The 18,572-nt window shown below is 40.2% G+C and carries 13 protein-coding genes; 6 read left to right on the top strand and 7 right to left on the bottom strand.

The window, feature by feature from the left end; all coding sequences use genetic code 11:
* Window positions 1-47 precede the first annotated feature (47 nt).
* The gene (locus G3T18_RS11060) at window positions 48-1,433 is read left to right on the top strand and encodes an aldehyde dehydrogenase (protein WP_224410613.1); all 1,386 of its coding nucleotides are present in this window, start codon (window positions 48-50) and stop codon (window positions 1,431-1,433) included.
* A 92-nt stretch (window positions 1,434-1,525) separates the two neighbouring features.
* On the opposite strand, the gene G3T18_RS11055 is transcribed toward G3T18_RS11060, so the two are convergent.
* Window positions 1,526-2,734: a serine hydrolase gene (locus G3T18_RS11055; protein WP_224410612.1), complete on the bottom strand. Its 1,209-nt coding sequence runs from the start codon at window positions 2,732-2,734 to the stop codon at window positions 1,526-1,528.
* A 395-nt stretch (window positions 2,735-3,129) separates the two neighbouring features.
* Here G3T18_RS11055 and G3T18_RS11050 point away from each other — a divergent pair, with 395 nt between their 5' ends.
* The gene (locus tag G3T18_RS11050) at window positions 3,130-3,771 is read left to right on the top strand and encodes an ABC transporter permease (protein ID WP_224410611.1); all 642 of its coding nucleotides are present in this window, start codon (window positions 3,130-3,132) and stop codon (window positions 3,769-3,771) included.
* 220 nt (window positions 3,772-3,991) lie between these two features.
* The gene (argZ, locus tag G3T18_RS11045; RefSeq protein ID WP_224410610.1) at window positions 3,992-6,109 is read left to right on the top strand and encodes a bifunctional arginine dihydrolase/ornithine cyclodeaminase; all 2,118 of its coding nucleotides are present in this window, start codon (window positions 3,992-3,994) and stop codon (window positions 6,107-6,109) included.
* A 105-nt stretch (window positions 6,110-6,214) separates the two neighbouring features.
* On the opposite strand, the gene G3T18_RS11040 is transcribed toward argZ, so the two are convergent.
* From G3T18_RS11040 to G3T18_RS11015, 6 genes are all read right to left on the bottom strand, one after another.
* Window positions 6,215-6,625 carry a response regulator gene (locus G3T18_RS11040; protein ID WP_224410609.1) on the bottom strand — a complete coding sequence of 137 codons (411 nt, stop codon included), beginning with the start codon at window positions 6,623-6,625 and terminating at the stop codon, window positions 6,215-6,217.
* 17 nt (window positions 6,626-6,642) lie between these two features.
* Entirely contained in the window at window positions 6,643-7,212 is a 570-nt protein-coding gene (locus G3T18_RS11035; protein WP_224410608.1) for a hypothetical protein, read from the bottom strand.
* 257 nt (window positions 7,213-7,469) lie between these two features.
* Entirely contained in the window at window positions 7,470-7,847 is a 378-nt protein-coding gene (locus G3T18_RS11030; protein WP_224410607.1) for a response regulator, read from the bottom strand.
* The gene (locus tag G3T18_RS11025; RefSeq protein ID WP_224410606.1) at window positions 7,834-11,145 is read right to left on the bottom strand and encodes a PAS domain S-box protein; all 3,312 of its coding nucleotides are present in this window, start codon (window positions 11,143-11,145) and stop codon (window positions 7,834-7,836) included. Before G3T18_RS11025 ends, G3T18_RS11030 begins: the two co-directional genes overlap by 14 nt.
* 76 nt (window positions 11,146-11,221) lie before the next feature.
* Window positions 11,222-13,120, bottom strand: a complete 1,899-nt coding sequence (locus tag G3T18_RS11020) for a response regulator (protein ID WP_224410605.1) — start codon at window positions 13,118-13,120, stop codon at window positions 11,222-11,224.
* Window positions 13,121-13,317: 197 nt separating this feature from the next.
* A complete protein-coding gene (locus G3T18_RS11015) occupies window positions 13,318-14,553 on the bottom strand; it encodes a response regulator (protein WP_224410604.1) in 1,236 nt (411 codons plus the stop codon).
* Window positions 14,554-14,986: 433 nt separating this feature from the next.
* Here G3T18_RS11015 and G3T18_RS11010 point away from each other — a divergent pair, with 433 nt between their 5' ends.
* The 3 genes from G3T18_RS11010 (at window position 14,987) to G3T18_RS11000 (ending at window position 18,570) form a co-directional block, all read left to right on the top strand.
* Window positions 14,987-16,042, top strand: coding sequence for a glycosyltransferase family 2 protein (locus tag G3T18_RS11010; RefSeq protein ID WP_224410603.1), 1,056 nt, complete (start codon window positions 14,987-14,989; stop codon window positions 16,040-16,042).
* Between the two features lie 56 nt (window positions 16,043-16,098).
* Window positions 16,099-17,550 carry an NAD(P)/FAD-dependent oxidoreductase gene (locus G3T18_RS11005; RefSeq protein WP_224410602.1) on the top strand — a complete coding sequence of 484 codons (1,452 nt, stop codon included), beginning with the start codon at window positions 16,099-16,101 and terminating at the stop codon, window positions 17,548-17,550.
* 99 nt (window positions 17,551-17,649) lie between these two features.
* On the top strand, window positions 17,650-18,570 hold the full coding sequence (locus G3T18_RS11000) for a glycosyltransferase (RefSeq protein WP_224410601.1): 921 nt from the start codon (window positions 17,650-17,652) through the stop codon (window positions 18,568-18,570).
* Window positions 18,571-18,572: the final 2 nt, after the last annotated feature.

The raw sequence follows: 18,572 nt of genomic DNA, 5'->3' as shown, positions 1-18,572 counted from the left end.
AGCTACTAATTTATTCTTGGAAAAAGGGTTGACAAAAGGAGAAATAAATGCTTATAGAAAAAGAAATAACGGCTCAAATTGTTGCTCGACAGCGTCGTTTTTTCCAGACAGGTAAAACCAAAGATATTGGGTTTCGAGTTGAGCAATTAAAGCAGTTAAAGCAAGTAATAATAGATAACCAAACAGAGATTGCTCAAGCAGTACAAGCAGATTTAAGAAAGCCAAAGTTTGAAACTGTCGCTGCGGAAATTTTGTTATGTATTGAAGAAATAAATTATGCTTTAAAAAAGCTTAAATCGTGGACAAAACCGAAAAAAGTAGCTACTCCTTTAAATTTGTTTCCGGCTTCAGCCCAGATAGTTAGCGAGCCGTTAGGTGTAGTATTAATTATTGGTGCATGGAACTATCCATTTCAATTAGTAATTGCACCGTTAATTGGCGCGATCGCGGCGGGAAACTGTGCTATACTAAAGCCTTCAGAAATTGCTGCTCATACTTCGGAAGTAGTTGCTAAATTGGTTGGGAAATATTTTGAGTCGGATTTTCTGGCTGTTGTGGAAGGTGGAAAGGAAGTTACTCAAGAATTATTAGCGGAAAAATTTGACCATATTTTCTTTACAGGTGGTACGGAAATTGGCAGAATAATTATGCAGGCTGCGGCTAAAAATTTAACTCCGGTAACTTTAGAATTAGGTGGTAAAAGTCCCTGTATTATCGAACCAGATGTCGATTTAGAACTTACCGCGAGAAGGATTACTTGGGGTAAATTTATTAATGCGGGACAAACTTGTATTGCACCAGATTATTTATTGGTACATCGCAGTATTAAAGAACCACTTTTAGCAGGAATTAAGCAATGTATTCAAGAATTTTATACTGATAATCCGGCGACCAGTCAAGATTATGCAAGGATTATTAGCGATCGCCACTTTGCTCGTCTGCAAAAATTGTTACATTCTGGGGGTAAAGTTGTCGTTGGGGGTGAAATTAATCCCAGCGATCGCTATATTGCTCCGACGGTTATCGACGGGGTAAACTGGGATGATGAGATTATGCAATCCGAAATATTCGGTCCCTTGCTGCCCGTATTAGACTATGATGACTTAGGAGACGCGATCGCGCAAGTTAATTCTCGTCCCAAACCTCTCGCACTTTACTTCTTCTCCAAAAATAAACACAATCAACAGCGAATTTTACAAGAAACTTCCTCTGGTGGTGTTTGTATTAACGAGACAATTTCTCATATAATTCCTCCCGAACTTCCTTTTGGTGGAGTTGGTGACAGTGGAATGGGAAACTATCACGGAAAAGCCACTTTTGACACTTTTTCCCATCCGAAAAGCATCGTTAAAAAGCCCTTTTGGTTAGATATTAAATTGCGCTATCCACCCTATGAAGGAAAACTCAAATTTATCGACTGGTTATTTAAGTAATAAAGCTTCGATTTACTAAAAATTACGCCCACAAGAGAGACATTTGCGCTCACATCTTTAGACATCGATCAATGTGTCGCAAAGATTTGTCACTATTTATCACTGGAATGAGATATAGTTTCTTCTAGTCCCGCGATCGCGCTACTATAGATACTAACAAAACCAGCTTCATCGATTGGTGCAGTATCATTGATAGTAGCAACAACACAATAAGTGTTTCCCTCTTTACTTTCTAACCAAGTAGTTAAATTTAATACTCCTGGTTCCGAACCACCTTTAAAAGCAACACGCTGCCAATTTTGAGGATTAACTACACCTGGATTAATTCCCATTATAGGTAATTCAGCAACAGAAGAAATCAAATCACACAATTCTTGACTACTAAAAAACCATTCTACATCAAGCGCGACAGGATTGCCATTAAAAAGAGTAACATCTGGTAACGATGCTTGACTTATTTCTCGTAATAATTGCCTTTTTTCAGTAATATTTCCCTGACGATAACGCGACAATAATTGTTGATTTTGGGGATTTTTGAGGATAAATGCTTCGCGAGTAGTAAGAAAAGGTTGGTTGCGAGGAGAGATAGTTTCTATTGATTCTTTCCCAAGAATTTGAATTAACGAATCGGTAGCTGTATTATCGCTAATAGAAATCATTAAAGTAGCTAGAGTTTGCAGTGTAAGTGGTGTATAATCAGGCCAAGTTTGTAATAAACCACTAGGTAAACTTTTCCATTCTGGTTGAAGTTTAACTACGTCGTCCCAATTACTTTTTCCCGCAGCAATTTCTTGTTGTAGTGTGGCTAATACTGCTAATTTAAAAGCAGAACCGACAGCTAAAGATTGGTTGGAATTAAGTTCTGCTATGACTTGGTTGTCTTTTTGAACGAGAAAACTTACTTCACCAGGAAAGGAACGAAATTTAGCAATAGCTTCGGTTAAACTAATGCTATTAAGGGTGGGTGGAAGAAACAGTAATAATTCAATTTGATTGTTATCGTTGAGTTTAATTTTGGTGGGAACAGTTCCTCGCTCAAAAATTATGCGATAATTAGTTTCATCTGGTTGTATTTCTTGGATTTCGCCGAGAGTTCCTTCGATATTATTAATGATATTTTCAATTTGTGGTAAAGGAATTTGTCGCAGAAAAGTAGGAGTAAACCATTCGGGTTGTAATTCTTCTGTGAAGATTTTTTCTAAGACGGTTAAAGGAGATTCTGTGGTTGCGAAAGTAGGTAAGGGGGCGATTAATTGGAGAAAAATAAGTAAGAGTGTAAGTAACCAGATTTTTAAGTTCATTTTTGCTGGTGGCAGTCAGTGACTATAATATTTTAAAGTGAGAAGTGTCAATTAGAAAAGAGCAAGATTAGATCGGATTCTCATAATTAACTATAGTTGAAAAAGAGCGACCAAGATAGTCGGATTCTCATAATTAACTATAGTTGAAAAAGAGCGACCAAGATAGTCGGATTCTCATAATTAATACCATTTACATAAACTAATGCTACAGACGCAGACCTGTAGAGACGTTGCATGCAACGTCTCTACACAAAATTATGTAGTGCAGTTAAAGTAAATTGGTATAACTATAGTTAACTACAGTTAAAAAAGAGCGACCAAGGCTTGTCCTGAGCGTAGTCGAATGGATGGTCGCACTACAAGATTAGACCATTTAAGCTAAAAATTAAGATTGAATGAACTATATTGTCGAACATCCCACAATTGTCTGCGAATATTTACTCAAACATCTGCAAATGACAACTTTGGCGGTGTTAATTGCCGTCTTAATTGCTTTACCATTAGGAATATTAATTACCAAAGTGCGATCGCTGTCGGTTTTGGTGTTAGGAATTCTGGGTATTCTTTATACTATCCCCAGTTTGGCGTTAATTATTTTGCTAGTGCCGATTTTTGGACTCAATGCTCGAGCGGTAATTATCGCGATGGTAATTTATACTCAGATAATTTTAGTCCGGAATATCTCTGTCGGTTTAAATTCAATCGACCCGGCAATTTTAGAAGCTGCGAAGGGTATGGGAATGAATGCCTGGCAATCTTGGTGGTGGGTAGAGTTCCCTTTAATTTTACCAGTTTTTTTGGCGGGAGTGCGCTTGGCGACGATCGTGGCTGTAGCGATCGCCGCTATTGGTGCTAAATTTAATGCTGGTGGACTGGGGACGCTGCTTTTTGAAGGCGTCCAACAACAAAATTCCGCTAAAATATGGGCGGGCGCGATCGCTGTAGCAATTTTAGCTTTTTCTCTTTATGCTGGCTTGCTATACTTAGAACGCTTATCTCGTCCGGAAAGAAAAATGCCTCCACCTGCTCGTAGTTAATCCCTAACTAAAGAAAACTCTCTTGAAAAACGAAGACTTAATTTGTCTTGCTGCATATTTTTTAGCTTTTGTCAAGGCACTTAAGGATAAAAAAAATTGCGAAAAATTTGTTGCTTAGCAACGCAAAATAATAAAATATAATGCTGCCTGGTGGCGAGAACAATTCTATTTCAATTAGGAAATAGATCGGACATCTACCTCAAATTATCTTAGCTCGATTATGACAGACTCGATTCGCTTCCTCATGTGTCCTCCCGATCATTACGACGTAGATTATGTAATTAATCCGTGGATGGAGGGGAATATTCACAAATCCTCGCGCGATCGCGCGGTAGATCAATGGTACAAACTGTATCATAACCTCAAAGATCGGGCGATCGTCGATTTAGTAACACCCGCCCAAGGGTGGCCCGATATGGTATTTACTGCCAATGCCGGATTAGTATTAGGTAAAAATGTCGTCCTCAGTCGCTTTTTACACAAAGAACGTCAAGGGGAAGAACCTTATTTCAAAAAGTGGTTTGAAGACAACGGTTATACAGTTTACGAATTACCAAAAGACTTACCTTTTGAAGGCGCAGGCGACGCCCTGTTAGACCGCGAAGGACGTTGGTTGTGGGCAGGATACGGTTTTCGTTCCGAATTAGATTCTCATAGTTACATTGCCAAATGGTTAGATATTGAGGTACTTTCCCTCCGTTTAATCGACGAACGTTTCTATCACCTCGATACTTGTTTCTGTCCCCTAACTGGCGGTTATTTACTTTACTATCCCCCGGCATTTGATGCTTATTCCAACGCTTTAATTGAAAGGCGCGTTCCCGCAGAAAAACGGCTCGCTATTGAAGAAACAGATGCCGTAAATTTTGCTTGTAATGCGGTTAATGTTAACAGCACAGTCGTGATGAATAAAGCCAGCGACGAGTTGAAAAAGTGTCTGGCGAATGTAGGTTTCGAGGTAGTTGAAACCCAATTAACAGAATTTTTGAAAGCTGGCGGTGCGGCGAAATGTTTGACACTGCGCGTAACCGAACCCGTACGAGAAGAAATCCACGCTAACCAACCAGTAGAAAGTCGCACAATTCGCTTAGAAGGACATTTGCTTGACGCGGGAATAATGAACCGCGCTTTAGATTTAGTCGTCGAAAATGGCGGTAGTTTCCAAGTTCTTAACTTTAATTTAGGCGAACAGCGACAAAGCACTTCTGTTGCAGATGTGAAGGTATCAGCACCTTCCCACGAAGTAATGGAAGATATTATGACTCAACTAATCGACTTGGGTGCGTTAGATCGTCCCCAAGACGAACATGATGCTTTGTTAGAACCCGTCACGATGGCTGGTGTAGCCCCAGATGATTTCTACGTAACCACGATTTATCCGACAGAAGTACGGGTAAATGGTAAGTGGGTGCGAGTACAAAATCAACGGATGGATGGCGCGATCGCAATTACCGAAACTGACTCTGGTGTCGTCGCTCGTTGTAAAATATTACGGGATGTAGAAGTTGGCGAGCAAGTAGTTGTAGGTGTGGAAGGTATTCGCACCGTCCGTAAACCCGAAGCCAGAGAGCAGCGTAAGGAATCCCAAGAATTCAGCTTTATGGGTGCGGGAGTATCCTCAGAGCGTCGCGTGGAATTAGTTGTCGAACAAATTGCTTGGGAATTGCGCCAAATCCGCGATCGAGGTGGTAAAGTAGTTGTTACCGCAGGTCCGGTCGTAATTCATACAGGCGGCTCGCAGCATTTATCTAGTTTAATCCGCGAAGGTTACGTCCAAGCGCTACTCGGCGGAAACGCGATCGCCGTTCACGATATCGAACAATCTTTAATGGGAACTTCCCTCGGTGTCGATATGAAACGCGGTGTCGCAGTGCGCGGCGGACATCGCCACCATTTAAAAATTATTAACACAATTCGTCGCTATGGTAGCATCGCCAAAGCAGTTGAAGCCGGACTCTTGACAAAAGGCGTAATGTATGAATGCGTCAAAAAGAACGTCCCCTTCTGTTTAGCAGGTTCAATTCGCGACGACGGACCTTTACCAGATACCGAGATGGACTTAATTAAAGCACAACAAGAATACGCTCGGTTAATCGAAGGTGCAGACATGATTTTAATGTTATCCACCATGTTGCACTCAATTGGTGTCGGTAACATGACCCCAGCCGGGGTGAAAATGGTCTGTGTCGATATTAACCCAGCCGTAGTAACCAAATTAAGCGATCGCGGCTCAATCGAATCTGTCGGCGTAGTTACCGATGTCGGTTTATTCCTCAGCTTATTAGTCAAGCAACTGGATAAATTAACTAGTCCTTATCAACTCGCCGAAACCCTCTAATCTCAAAGCTGGTGAATTACCAGAAAAACTGGGTTTATGGCTTAAGAATCCCCTCTCTTTAGCCACGCGGAGGGAGGGGAGCAGTCAACAAGCCAATTAGCAACTTCAACAAAGTTGACAATTCGCATAAACAGTTTTTTCAAGCTTTTTTTTCCTCACTTGTTCGGTAATTGTTTCTAGTAAAACATTGAAATCTACTGGTTTGGTTAAATAGGCGTTAGCCCCAAGCTGAAAAGCTCGATCGCGACGTTCGCAATCCTGATAAGAAGTCAGCAAGATAAACGGAGTATTAACCAAAGTTTGATCGGTACGAATTTTCCGCAAAAATTCGTATCCATTCAGCACAGGCATTTGCAGATCGCTAATAATTAAGTTAGGTTGAATTTCTTTTGCTTTCAAGAAACCTAACCAACCATTTGGCGCACTAAAAATTTCAAAATTTTCCTCGTGAAGTAACTCTTCGAGTAAGAAAATATTATCCATATCGTCATCTACTAACAAAATTTTAATAGTCATAAACTTCTCCTTAAAATTCAACCAAGTTGTAAAATTTCCTTAATAATCAGCCAATCAGTTGAGCAACTTTTGCGTAATAACTCTGCCTTAGCTCGTTCATTAAGATAAAGTTGACCATTGGCTTTAAAACTGAAATCTCGTTCGGGAATTAAGACAGAATTTTTGAGGTTAAAGATAACTAATTTACTTGCTAATTCAACTAGATCGAGTTCGGGCATTAAATAATCCGGATGATGCAAAAGCCAGCGACAAGTATCAGAATCACTCTCAGCAAATCGATAAATGGCAGTGGTGAAAATTTGCTCGATATAGGTAGGACTAGGTGAAATTAGGAAAAAATCCTTGAGAGCTTTGATTAATTTGGGATTACGAGATTTAAAGACATCAATAGCTAATTCAACGTCTGATTCGTAGTTTTCAGAATCACTGAGGCTAGGGATAAAAAAGTTTATCTTGGGATAAGTAAAAATAGATACTGACTGGGAACGACAATTGAGCTTAACGGAGATTGTTGTTTCCTGGCAAACAGGATCGACGGCTGAAGTAGCCTGTTTATTGGTAGACTGGGATGAAAAATTTTCATTCATTAACTGAAGTCCTACAACTGTTTTTCAGACTATGACTTCAAGTTAAAAGATAATTGTGAGGATTTTGTGAGTTGAGGGATGGGGGATTGGGGATTGGGGTTTTCAGTGAGCAGTTATCAGTATATCAGTAGAGATTGGAGACAAGAAGCAATTAGCGAATAAACTGGTAACTGTTCACTGGTAACTGTTCACTGGTGACTGTTCACTGCTAACTGATAACTGATAAGGGTGAAAACCCCCTCTTCCAGTGTCCCCAATCACCAATGAAGTAGAGATTGAATTTGTGCGACTAAACTCATCGCCTCAAAGGGTTTAGTAATAACTCCGGCGACACCGAGATTAAGTAACTGCTGTTTTTCGCTAATTTTTGCTTTAGCTGTGAGTAAAATTGTGGGGATGTGGCGAGTAGCTGAATTAGCTTGTAATCGTTGAAAAGTGGCAATCCCGTCCATGTCAGGCATCATTACATCGAGTAAAATAGCATCAGGTTGTTCGGTTGCCGCGATCGCTAATCCCTCGCTTCCCGATGCGACACCGATTGCTTCCCATCCTGCGGCTACTTCGATACTCATTTGAATAATTTCGCGAACACCATCTTCATCGTCAATGACAAGGATGCGTTTAGTTGCATTCATCGGCACTCTCCCTTCTGGGTAAAGTAAAGTAAAAACTACTACCTTGGTTGAGGATACTTTCTACCCAAATTTGACCTCCGTGTTGTTCGACAATACTGCGACAAATTGCTAATCCTAAGCCTGTACCGCCTTTTTTGCGAGAATCAGAAACATCTACCTGGTGAAAACGCTCGAAGATTGTTTCAATTTTATCAGCCGGAATACCTCGACCGCGATCGCGAACTTGGAAGCGCACTAGCGATCGCGTTTCGCTTGCTACTAAGTCTACACTTAACCAAACTGTCTTGCCCGGCTCGGAAAACTTGATCGCATTACTGATGAGATTAGTCAGTACCTGAAGGATACGATCTGGATCGATATTTAATTCGATATCGGCAGCTAATACTTCCAGATGAATATCCGCCCGATTTGCCATTACTTGCATTTGTTCGCTTGCTTGCCAAATTAGTTTGCGGACATTTACTTGCTGTTTGCACAAGCTGATTTTACCCGATTCTAAGCGTTCTAATTCTAAAATATCGTTAACCAATCTAACTAAGCGTTCCGCAGCTTCAGCCGCAATTTTGATGGCGCGAGTGGCGCGAGCGGAACTAGGGTCTAATAAGCCACTGGATAATAAATTTAAGGCTCCATGAATTGAAGTTAAAGGAGTGCGTAATTCATGACTAACAACGGAAATAAACTCATCTTTCATCCGTTCAATCGCAAATCTTTCGGTAATATCTTCACCGATACTTAGAGTACCTATTGTTTCTCCTTTGACATTGCGTAATAGTGTATTATTCCAAGCAATCAATCTTTCTTCGCCAGATTTGGTTAGCACGGAGTTTTGGGAATAAAGGTTGGATTTGTTTTCGATCAATTCACCAAAAGTTTGATGAGTTCTTGTTTTTTGATAGTGAGGAAGAAAATTGGCAAACCAGTTTTTACCTAAAACTTCTGTTTCTGTATACTCAGTTAATTCTAAAAAGAAATGATTAACATAATCTACATTACCTTCGTTATCCAATCCTACGACAATTAATCGCACGTTTTCTAGTAAACTTCGCCAACGTCTTTCTGCTTCTTTTAACGAAGCTTCGGTTTGTTTCAGAGCGGTAATATCTGTAGAAATACCGCCAATTGCATAAACAACATTCTGCTCGTCACAAAGGGGAAACTTTACTGTAATATAAGTATGAATTCCATCCGAGTGCGGCGCAATTTCTTCGGTGATTATTGAAGTTTTATTTTCAATAACTTGGCGATCATTTTCCTGGAATTTATCGGCAAATTCTTCAGCCCAAATATCATAAATGCTTTGACCTTTGATTTGCTCTTGACTAATATTAAATAATTGCTCGTACATACGATTAATCAGCAGATATTTTTGTTCTTTGTCGAGCAAATAAATAATTGCGGGAGTATTATCTAAAATTGCCTGCAACTGTTGTTGAGAGTCTCGAAGGGCTGTTTCGATCTGTTGTCGATATTGCAATTCATTTTGTAATTCTTCATTCGCTTGACGTAATTCAATAGTGCGTTCTGCTACGGATCTTTCTAATTTTTCTTGTGTTTTTTTATGCGCAGTAATATCGCGAGTAATTCCCAGCACAGTTTCCACTTGCGAATCGTGGTTTTTTTCGGGAACGAGCGTCGATTGAAAGGTACGCACGTCATTGAATGTCTGGAAATCAAATTCAATTTGTTGACTTTTACCTGTCTGAAAAACTTCTGCTAATTTCCGATTCCAAAAACGACAAAGTTCCGGAGACATTCCTAGTTCTTCATTAGTTTTGCCTAAATATTCTTCCCCGGAAATTCCCACTGCTTCAGTAAGAGCTTGATTAACAAATATGTGGCGCAATTGCCGGTCAAAACGGACAATAAAATCAGTAGCATTATCGGCGATCGCCTGAAGTTCGGCAGTACGTTTTTTCAGTTCGGTTTCTGCGGCTTGACGATGGGCAATTTGTTCTCGCAAAATTTCGTTACTTTTTTCTAGGGCGGCAGTACGTTCTTCGACACGCCGATCTAGACTATTGTGGGCGAAGCGTAAAGCTTTGGTAAGTTGGTTATTTTGGTCTTGTTTTTGTCCTTGAATGACTGCTACTAGTAAAACCGCGATCGCGCCTAAACTAACTTCTAACACTCCTCCGGTTAAGGTGGGTGGACCGAAGGGAACCGACGCAGCCCAAATTAAATAAACGATCCAGACTGTAGCACTGACTAATCCGGATTTCAATCCCCCAAAACTACCACAGAGTACCGCAGCGACGATAATTAATAAAAATGGCACGGGAACAGTAATTCCTGACTGACGTAAGAATTCAATTGTCAGTGTTACGCAAGTAGTTACTAATCCTGCTATCCATGCAGGTAGTGAGTATGGCAGAGTGAAATCAATTCCTAACTGTTGAGTTTTGAGTCTTGAGTTAATGGGGAAAAGTTTTGGTTGTTGTCTGGTTATTTGTCGGCTAATATCGCGGACAATACCTTCAATCGCTATAACTTCTCCTCGATCGTCTTCAATAAAGGTATTGTGTTGTTCGATCCAAATAGTTCTACCATCTCGGTGCAGCCACCGTAGAATTAGTAAAGAATTGCGACGATCGCCGACACAATTGATTTGTCTTTGCCAAATTTGGCGATCCTCGCGGCGAACAATTTGCCAAAGTAAGTCAGGATTGGCATAAAATTCTGCCGCCGTATAACCGACGACCGCAGCGATCGCTGGATTGATATATTCTATTTCTGGATGGGGAAGAAGGCGATAGCGATAAATTACATCTTTGGCATTTTCTGCTAATCGTCGAAACCGTGACTCACTCGCTTGTAATTCGGCGGTACGTTCTTCTACTCGTTGTTCTAAGTCTTGACGTGCTTGTTGTAAAGCAATTCTAGCTTGATAGCTTTCGGTGATTTCTTTGGCAACCCAAATTACTAACTCTGCGGATAAGGGAGAAATATTGGCAGCAAACCAGATTTGCTCGCGATCGCGTTCTAAAGCATACTCGAATTGGACAGTTTCTTGGCTAGCTAATGCCTGTCGAATCTGGCTCAAAAAAATTGGCGATCGCTGGGAATGATAAAATTGTTCGATAGTTAAATCGATTAGTTCCACATCAGCATCGGGAGAAATAACTGCCAGCGTGGGAATCACATTAATCGTTTTTGCTTCGGCATCGAGAACTAATACCAGATTTGGCATTGCTGCCAAAAGTTTACGCAGTTCAGCTTCGTTCGCGCGCAGCTTTTCTTCCAGCAATTGACGTTCTGAGTTTTCGGCTGAGTTCCTGGGATGGTTAGGAGACTGCATAAAAAAGTCGCTATTTTAACGTCAATCTTATTTTGACTCTTCTATCTCAAGTTTAGTTAATTTTTTATAATTGTTTTCAGTGATTGATTTGTGCAAATTTGCGGAGAGTTTGCATCCTTTTTAAGCGATTTAAGACTCGTGCAATCAATTCTGACTCAATAATCGGCTTCGGAATGTAGTCATCACCACCTACAGCAAATATTTGCTGGATGTTTGCGCGATCGCTATAAGCTGAGAGAAAGAGTATGGGTAAATTCTCCCACTGGGGATCGTTGCGAACGACTTGACATAAATCGATCCCGCTCAAACCAGGCATTTCTAAATCGAGAATCACTAAGTCAGGATTAACTTCTGTCAAGATCGACCAAAATTGCTGGGGATCGTTAACTAAAGTGAGCTGAAATCCCCACGGTTCTAGAACTTGGTGCAATAAAGTTAAGATCGGGCGATCGTCATCGACAATAATAATTTTCGCAACGTTAAGACTGTATTGCTGGAGGTAGTTATGGATATTTTCGATAACTTGAGTGGGAGTAATTGGTTTGTGCAAACAACTTTTTGCACCTAAACGAGCGACTTGTAAGCGAGTGGTGAAACTATCTTCAGCAGTTAAAACTATTGTGGGAACTGGAGGTCGAGCAGTTCCAAGTTCTTGGAGTAAAGCCAATCCCCAATCGGCTGAGTCGGTCAAACTTAAGTCTAGCAAAACTAGATCCGGTTGCTTTTTTCCCAGCAACTGTTGCACTTGAGTATGATTACTTGCTGAGGATACTTGCATTCCCCAAATTCTCGCTTCCTCAGTCAAACTGTTGGTTAAAGGGATATCTCCAGAGATCATCAAAATTCGAGGAGTATGTTGAATAGTTGTCTTTATTTGTCTGTGAAAAGTTAATAAACGCGGCGGTAGTTGAGATTCTGGCTTTTCATGGGAGAGAAAATTAACCTCTTCTAGTTGTTGTTGTAATTTGCCAACCAGTTCAGGTAACTGTTGCACTTCAATCGAAGTAAGATTAGTTGCAGCTTGGAAACTTTGTTCAACTTGCTCGCACAGAGAAGAGATTTGCGCTAAACCAAAACAACCTAGGGAACCTTTGAGAGTATGAAGCTCGCGCAATGCTTCTTCGCGTAGAGTCTCACTAAGATTATCTTCTCGCCATTTATTCGCGGCTTTGATGACGATCGCCAAGCGAGCGCGATATTTATCTTGATTCTGTTCCCAAGTCTTTTGCAGTCGGGACTTGTTTGCAGCTCGAAATTCACTCGCTTCCTGCTCAATTTGCTTCGGTTTTGACAATTGAACTTCGGTTGCTCTGAGGCGATATCCTAATCCGTAGACAGTTTCGATTAAATCCTTTGCTGCTCCCGCTTTTTTCAGTTTTTGTCGTAAACTTTTGATCTGGGTTCGTACCGCATTTTCTGAAGGAAAAGTGTCCCAAGCCCAAACCCGATCTAATAACGCACTTTGACTAAAAATTCGCTGCGGATTGCGTAAAAAAAGCTCTAAAAGCGCGTATTCTTTAGCAGTTAGATGTAAAGTTTCTCCTTGATAAGTAACGGTACAGCTAGCCGGATCGAGAGTCAAATCGCCCCATTCTAGCACTGGCGGTAGCGAATCATTGCCTCGACGTAACAAAGCCCGAATCCGAGCTAATAATTCTTCTAAATCAAAGGGTTTGACTAAATAATCGTCAGCGCCAGCATCCAATCCAGCAATTTTTCTGGTACTGCTATCATAAGCTGTCATTAATAAAATTGGCGTGCGATCGCCACTTTGTCGTAACTGCTGACAAAAATTAATCCCATCGAGTTTCGGTAAAAATAAATCGAGCAAAATTAAATCGTATTGGTAAGATTTTGCTAATTCCCATCCTGTTTGACCATCAATTGCTTCATCAAGCAAATAATGCTGTTCGAGCAATGTCTGTTTGATTAGTTCCGCTAAAGTGGTATCGTCTTCGATCAGCAAAATTTTCACAGCAGATTAGGCGTGCAAAGTCAATATTTGGGGCAAAATTTCATTAATAGTTTATAATTAATAGTTTAGACTAATACTTTGAAACTAAACGCAGTTTCATTCACTTTCTGCATTCCTACTATGACTTTGGTGTGAGTAATGCCACTAGCAGTTTCTACTGCTAAGCGATCGCTACTACTCATCACCTCGCACGCAGATTAAACCTTTAGCCCATGTTTTTCTAATTCCGATAACAATTTTTCGGCATTGACTGGCTTGCTAAGAAAACCAGAAGCACCAACCATTTTAGCTCGCAGGCGATCGATAATCCCATCGCAAGCAGTCAGAATAACCACCGGGATATCACGCAAACTTTCTACCCGACGAATTTGAGCGCAAATTTCGTAACCATTAGCGATCGGCATCACTAAATCGAGAAAAATTAGATCGGGCTTATTTTTTACTAGCAGGGGTATGGTTTGCAGTGTTTCTTGAATCCCCAGAAAGCGAAAACCAAACTCAGTAACGATCGCTTCGACGCTTCTACAGATCTCCGCATTATCGTCGATGCAAGCAACAATCGCACCTTGATTAGATTTTTTGGCGCCAACTCGAGCCCAATTTAGACTAACTAAATCGGGTATCTTGACCAAGGTGAGATCCGCAGAGTACAAATTGGGAAGTAAAGCTTGGCAAAACGAAACTAAATCTTGTTTGAGTAAGACAGCCAAATCCCGTAGCGATCGTTTTCCGTCGAGTAATTGCATCATATTTTTCGATGTCTCGGCAGAAATTTGCTTTTTTAGTTGTTGGGTTTGCTTAACTACTGGGGCAAGATCCGGAAGCAAATCTCTCAAACCTGCTAGTTGCCATTGCTGCCAAGTTTGGTCTGTTTGCCTTAATGCTGCATCTACATCTAACATCCATCTAGGCGGTAAAATCCCTTCAGCAGAAGGACGCAAACCAGCATAAAAGCTAATTTCAAAAGTTTCCAACTGGTTTTCTGGGTTGGCGAGGAAATTGAATACCTCTGTAATTTCTTCTTTCCTAACCACAGCCAGTAAATTCTGCGTTAATTGCATCGTTTGGAAAATATCGAACAAAACTTCCTCAACAATACCTTGAATAACCGCCACGATCGCCTGATAGTTAAGTTTTTCTCGTTTCGCCAAAAGCATTAGCAGATAGTAATCCCAACATTCCCATTGCTCGTTTTCCGGTAGCCTTAGCCTTTTGAGATTAATCGTCGGACAATTTTTGACTAACTGTCTCCGCCAGCGTCTCACTGGATGTATTCCACCCGTTGCCCAGACTAAATGCCCAAAGCTTAAATACAAACTGTATTTTTGCCCGGTTACCATCTGTATATCTAGTCTGCCCGTAAATTGCTTTTGGGCATAGGCGTTCAGTTGAAAGATGAAACCCTGATGGGGTACGAGTGACTCTTTGCTCATAATCTTCGTTGTTTTGCTATTTAAAGTTAGCCAGTGTAGTTATCAAAATAGGTGTTCTTTGTGAAAAACTCATGAAAATAACCAGGACTTTTCGACCTTGAACTAGTCGAGCGTTACTAGCTATCATAGTATTGACAACTATCACTTCAGTGATTCAAGCAAGGAGTTAACACTAATCAATTATTTTTCTCAAATCTCTCCTGAGAAAGAGACTTGAGATTCGATCCTCAATCAAAAGATAGTTGCAATCTAATGAAAATTTTCTCAACGAGTAAGCTCGAAGAAAGTTTTATTTAAACTTCATCGTAAAACTACCCAACTTTATAGAAACTTTACAAATTAACGTAAACAATATAAATAGAATTGCGGAAGAGATAATTATTAGCGGATCGACCGCTTTTGAAATTGGAAACTTTTGTAATTTAACTGAGTTATGCTAACACCACTAAACTTATCAGTTTCAGTTGTTATTCCTGTGTATAACGGAGGCAAAAGTTTCCGTAGATGTTTATCAGCCCTAAAAAAAGCGCTACCTTTACCCCACGAAGTGATTGTTGTGGCTGACGGCGATACAGATGGCTCGCGACAAGTAGCTGAGGAATTTGGCGCTTTAGTAATTAAATTACCACAAGCAGGAGGACCAGCACGAGCAAGAAATTTAGGAGCAAAAGCTGCAACTGGCGACATTCTCTTTTTTATCGATGCTGATGTAGAAATTAATCCTGACGCGATCGCCCAAGTCGCCACCTTTTTTGAGCATCATCCCAATATAAGTGCTTTAATTGGTTCCTACGACGATGCACCAGGAGCAAGTAATTTTCTTTCTCAGTATAAAAATCTTTTCCATCACTATACCCATCAAACAGCAAAAGAAAACGCCTCAACATTTTGGGGTGCTTGCGGTGCAATCCGGCGAAATGTTTTCCTTTCCCTCGGTGGTTTTGACGAAAATTATCGCCTTCCTTGCGTCGAAGATATCGAACTCGGCTATCGCCTCAAAGCCGCAGGTTACAAAATTCGACTTTGCAAAGATATCCAAGTCAAGCATTTAAAGCATTGGAGTCCAATTTCCTTACTGAAAGCAGAATTCTTTTATCGCGCCCTACCTTGGACAGCCTTAATCTTGCGATCGCACTCTCTGAATAACGACTTAAATTTGCAAACATCTCATCGTCTCAGTGCCGTCTTGACATATATCTTTATTTGTGCATTAATAAGTGCCTGGTGGTTACCCGGACTAGCAGCGATCGCCGCAACAATTGCGATCGTACTATTTACTCTCAATCTAGAAGTTTATCATTTCTTCCTGAAAAAACGCGGTCTATTATTTGCCGCTCAAACTATTCCCTGGCACTGGTTTTACTACTTTTATAGCGCCTTAGCCTTTGCCATCGGTTTCATCCGCCACTCATACAATGAACTGAAAACAAAAAGAATTTTCTTCTTCTCTTTCTTGAGACAGAATCACACACAATATCTGTCGAGATAACCTTATTCCCAAGCCCGAAAATTAAACTATTCCCATACCATTAATAATCATCTACCATGCAACACCATTCTGCTGTAATCATCGGTGCCGGACCTGCGGGCTTAACCGCAGCTTACGAACTAGTTAAACATGGCATTAAACCAGTAGTCTTAGAAAAAGCAACTCAAGTCGGCGGCATCTCGCGTACCGAAGTCTACAAAGGCTATCGCTTCGATATTGGCGGACATCGATTTTTTACCAAAGTTACCGAAGTTCAACAACTTTGGCAAGAAGTTCTTGCCGATGAATTTATCAAAGTTCCTCGCCTCTCCAGAATCTATTACGACGGCAAATTTTTCAGCTATCCACTAGAAGCAACCAACGCCCTTTCTAACTTAGGAATTATCAATAGTTCCCTCATCTTAGCCAGTTATGTAAAAGCAAAATTATTCCCCCATCCCGTCGAAGAAAACTTTGAACAGTGGGTAAGTAATCGCTTCGGCGAACGTCTTTACCAAACCTTCTTCAAAACCTACACCGAAAAAGTTTGGGGCATTCCCTGTACGAAAATTCAAGCAGATTGGGCAGCACAAAGAATTAAAGGCTTATCCCTGAAAAAAGCCATGACTAATGCTTTGTTTAAAACCAACGACACCAAAACCCTAATCAAAGAATTTGACTACCCTATCCTCGGACCAGGCATGATGTGGGAGCGTTTTCAACAAATAATCGAAAGTAAAGGCGCTCCAGTTTATCTTAATACAGGTGTCGTCAGCATTCAAAGAGAAGGTAAACAGATTAAAAGTATTACCGCAGTTAAAGATGGCGAAAACTTTCACATTAGCGGCGATAATTTTATCTCCAGTATGCCCGTAACTGCCTTAGTTAAAAATCTTAATCCACCACCACCAGAACCAGTATTAAAAGCCGCCCAAGGCTTAAAATACCGCGACTTCTTAATTGTTTCGCTCATCATCAACGAAAAACACTTATTCCCCGATAACTGGATTTACATTCATAGCCCAGAATTTCAAGTAGGACGCATTCAAAACTTCAAAAATTGGAGTCCAGCAATGGTTCCTAATGCTAGTAAAACTTGCTTAGGTATGGAATACTTTTGTAGCGAAGGCGACCAAATTTGGGAACTAGCCGATACAGAATTGATTGACCTTGCCAGCAACGAAATAGTTAATCTTGGTTTGCTCGATGATATTAAGAAAATTGAAGACGGAGTAGTTATTCGCCAGCACAAAGCTTATCCTGTTTATGACGGTGAATATCGCCAACATTTAAAAGTTATTCAAGATTACTTACAAACTTTTGAGAATTTACAAACAGTTGGTCGGAATGGTATGCACCGTTACAATAATCAAGACCATTCTATGCTAACTGCACTACTAGCAGCCAAGAATTTACTCGGAGAAAACCATGATTTGTGGAACGTTAATACCGAACGTTCTTATCACGAAGAATTCACCAAAGAACAATGGAAAAATCGGCAAAACCCCGAATTAGTAGCAATGAAATAAAATAAAATTAGTTGATAGGGAATAGAAAAAATTACCCTGTCAACAATTTATCCCTCGGCTAAGATTTATTTAATTTAGTTTTAGGAAAATATCGTTAAAATGAATGATTTTAGCCCATTTGTATCAGTCATCGTTCCCGTTTACAATCATGCGGAACATCTCAAACTTTGTTTAGCAGCACTCGCTCGTCAAACCTATCCGAAAAATTGCTACGAAGTAATAGTTATTGATAATGGTTCTGATGATGCAGAAAATATCAAAAAAATAGTCAATCAATTTACTCAAACCTGCTTTACTTCTGAAAGTACCCCCGGTTCTTATGCCGCTCGCAATCAAGGATTATCAATAGCCAAAGGAGAGATTATTGCCTTTACCGATGCTGATTGTATTCCTAACCATAATTGGCTCGAAAAAGGAGTAGAAAATTTACAGAAAGTGCCTAATTGTGGGTTGGTAGCAGGGAAAATTGAACTATTTTTTCAAAATATGGTTCAACCTACACCTGTGGAACTTTATGAAAGTATTACAGCATTTCCCCAAGAAAAACTCTTAGCAGAAAAACATGGTGGTGCTACTGCTAATATTTTTACTTTCAAAAAAGTTTTCGACCGTGTGGGTAAATTTAATAATACTCTCAAATCTAATGGAGATTTAGAGTGGGGATACCGAGTTTACCAACAAGGATACCCTCAAATTTATGCTGAAGATGTTCGCGTACTTCATCCAGCAAGAACGTCCTGGAAACAATTGTATTTTAGGTCAATTCGTTTAGCAGCAGGTAGCTACGATCGCCAACTTCAGCAAACATCTTCAAAACTACAAAAACAGTTAATATTCTTGATTAATCTGTCAAAAAATTTAGTTCCTCCTGTAATGTTTATTATTAATTCTTGGAGAAATACTCAACTTTCGGGATTCAACCAAAAATTGCAAGTTTGTTTAGCTATGTTTTTTGTCAGATATGTAACTGCCTTAGAAATTATTAAACTGCAATTAGGTAGCGTATCAGCTAGAATTTGATA

This window comes from Oscillatoria salina IIICB1 (assembly GCF_020144665.1).
GTDB lineage: Bacteria > Cyanobacteriota > Cyanobacteriia > Cyanobacteriales > SIO1D9 > IIICB1.
Note: the sequence above shows the minus strand (reverse complement) of the source record. Positions and strands in the feature narration are given on the sequence as shown.

Bases quoted from the DNA above. Each gene is read 5' to 3' on its own strand.
- G3T18_RS11060 (WP_224410613.1), top strand. From the start codon at position 48: ATGCTTATAGAAAAAGAAATAACGGCTCAAATTGTTGCTCGACAGCGT.
- G3T18_RS11055 (WP_224410612.1), bottom strand. From the start codon at position 2,734: ATGAACTTAAAAATCTGGTTACTTACACTCTTACTTATTTTTCTCCAA.
- G3T18_RS11050 (WP_224410611.1), top strand. From the start codon at position 3,130: ATGAACTATATTGTCGAACATCCCACAATTGTCTGCGAATATTTACTC.
- argZ (WP_224410610.1), top strand. From the start codon at position 3,992: ATGACAGACTCGATTCGCTTCCTCATGTGTCCTCCCGATCATTACGAC.
- G3T18_RS11040 (WP_224410609.1), bottom strand. From the start codon at position 6,625: ATGACTATTAAAATTTTGTTAGTAGATGACGATATGGATAATATTTTC.
- G3T18_RS11035 (WP_224410608.1), bottom strand. From the start codon at position 7,212: ATGAATGAAAATTTTTCATCCCAGTCTACCAATAAACAGGCTACTTCA.
- G3T18_RS11030 (WP_224410607.1), bottom strand. From the start codon at position 7,847: ATGAATGCAACTAAACGCATCCTTGTCATTGACGATGAAGATGGTGTT.
- G3T18_RS11025 (WP_224410606.1), bottom strand. From the start codon at position 11,145: ATGCAGTCTCCTAACCATCCCAGGAACTCAGCCGAAAACTCAGAACGT.
- G3T18_RS11015 (WP_224410604.1), bottom strand. From the start codon at position 14,553: ATGAGCAAAGAGTCACTCGTACCCCATCAGGGTTTCATCTTTCAACTG.
- G3T18_RS11010 (WP_224410603.1), top strand. From the start codon at position 14,987: ATGCTAACACCACTAAACTTATCAGTTTCAGTTGTTATTCCTGTGTAT.
- G3T18_RS11005 (WP_224410602.1), top strand. From the start codon at position 16,099: ATGCAACACCATTCTGCTGTAATCATCGGTGCCGGACCTGCGGGCTTA.
- G3T18_RS11000 (WP_224410601.1), top strand. From the start codon at position 17,650: ATGAATGATTTTAGCCCATTTGTATCAGTCATCGTTCCCGTTTACAAT.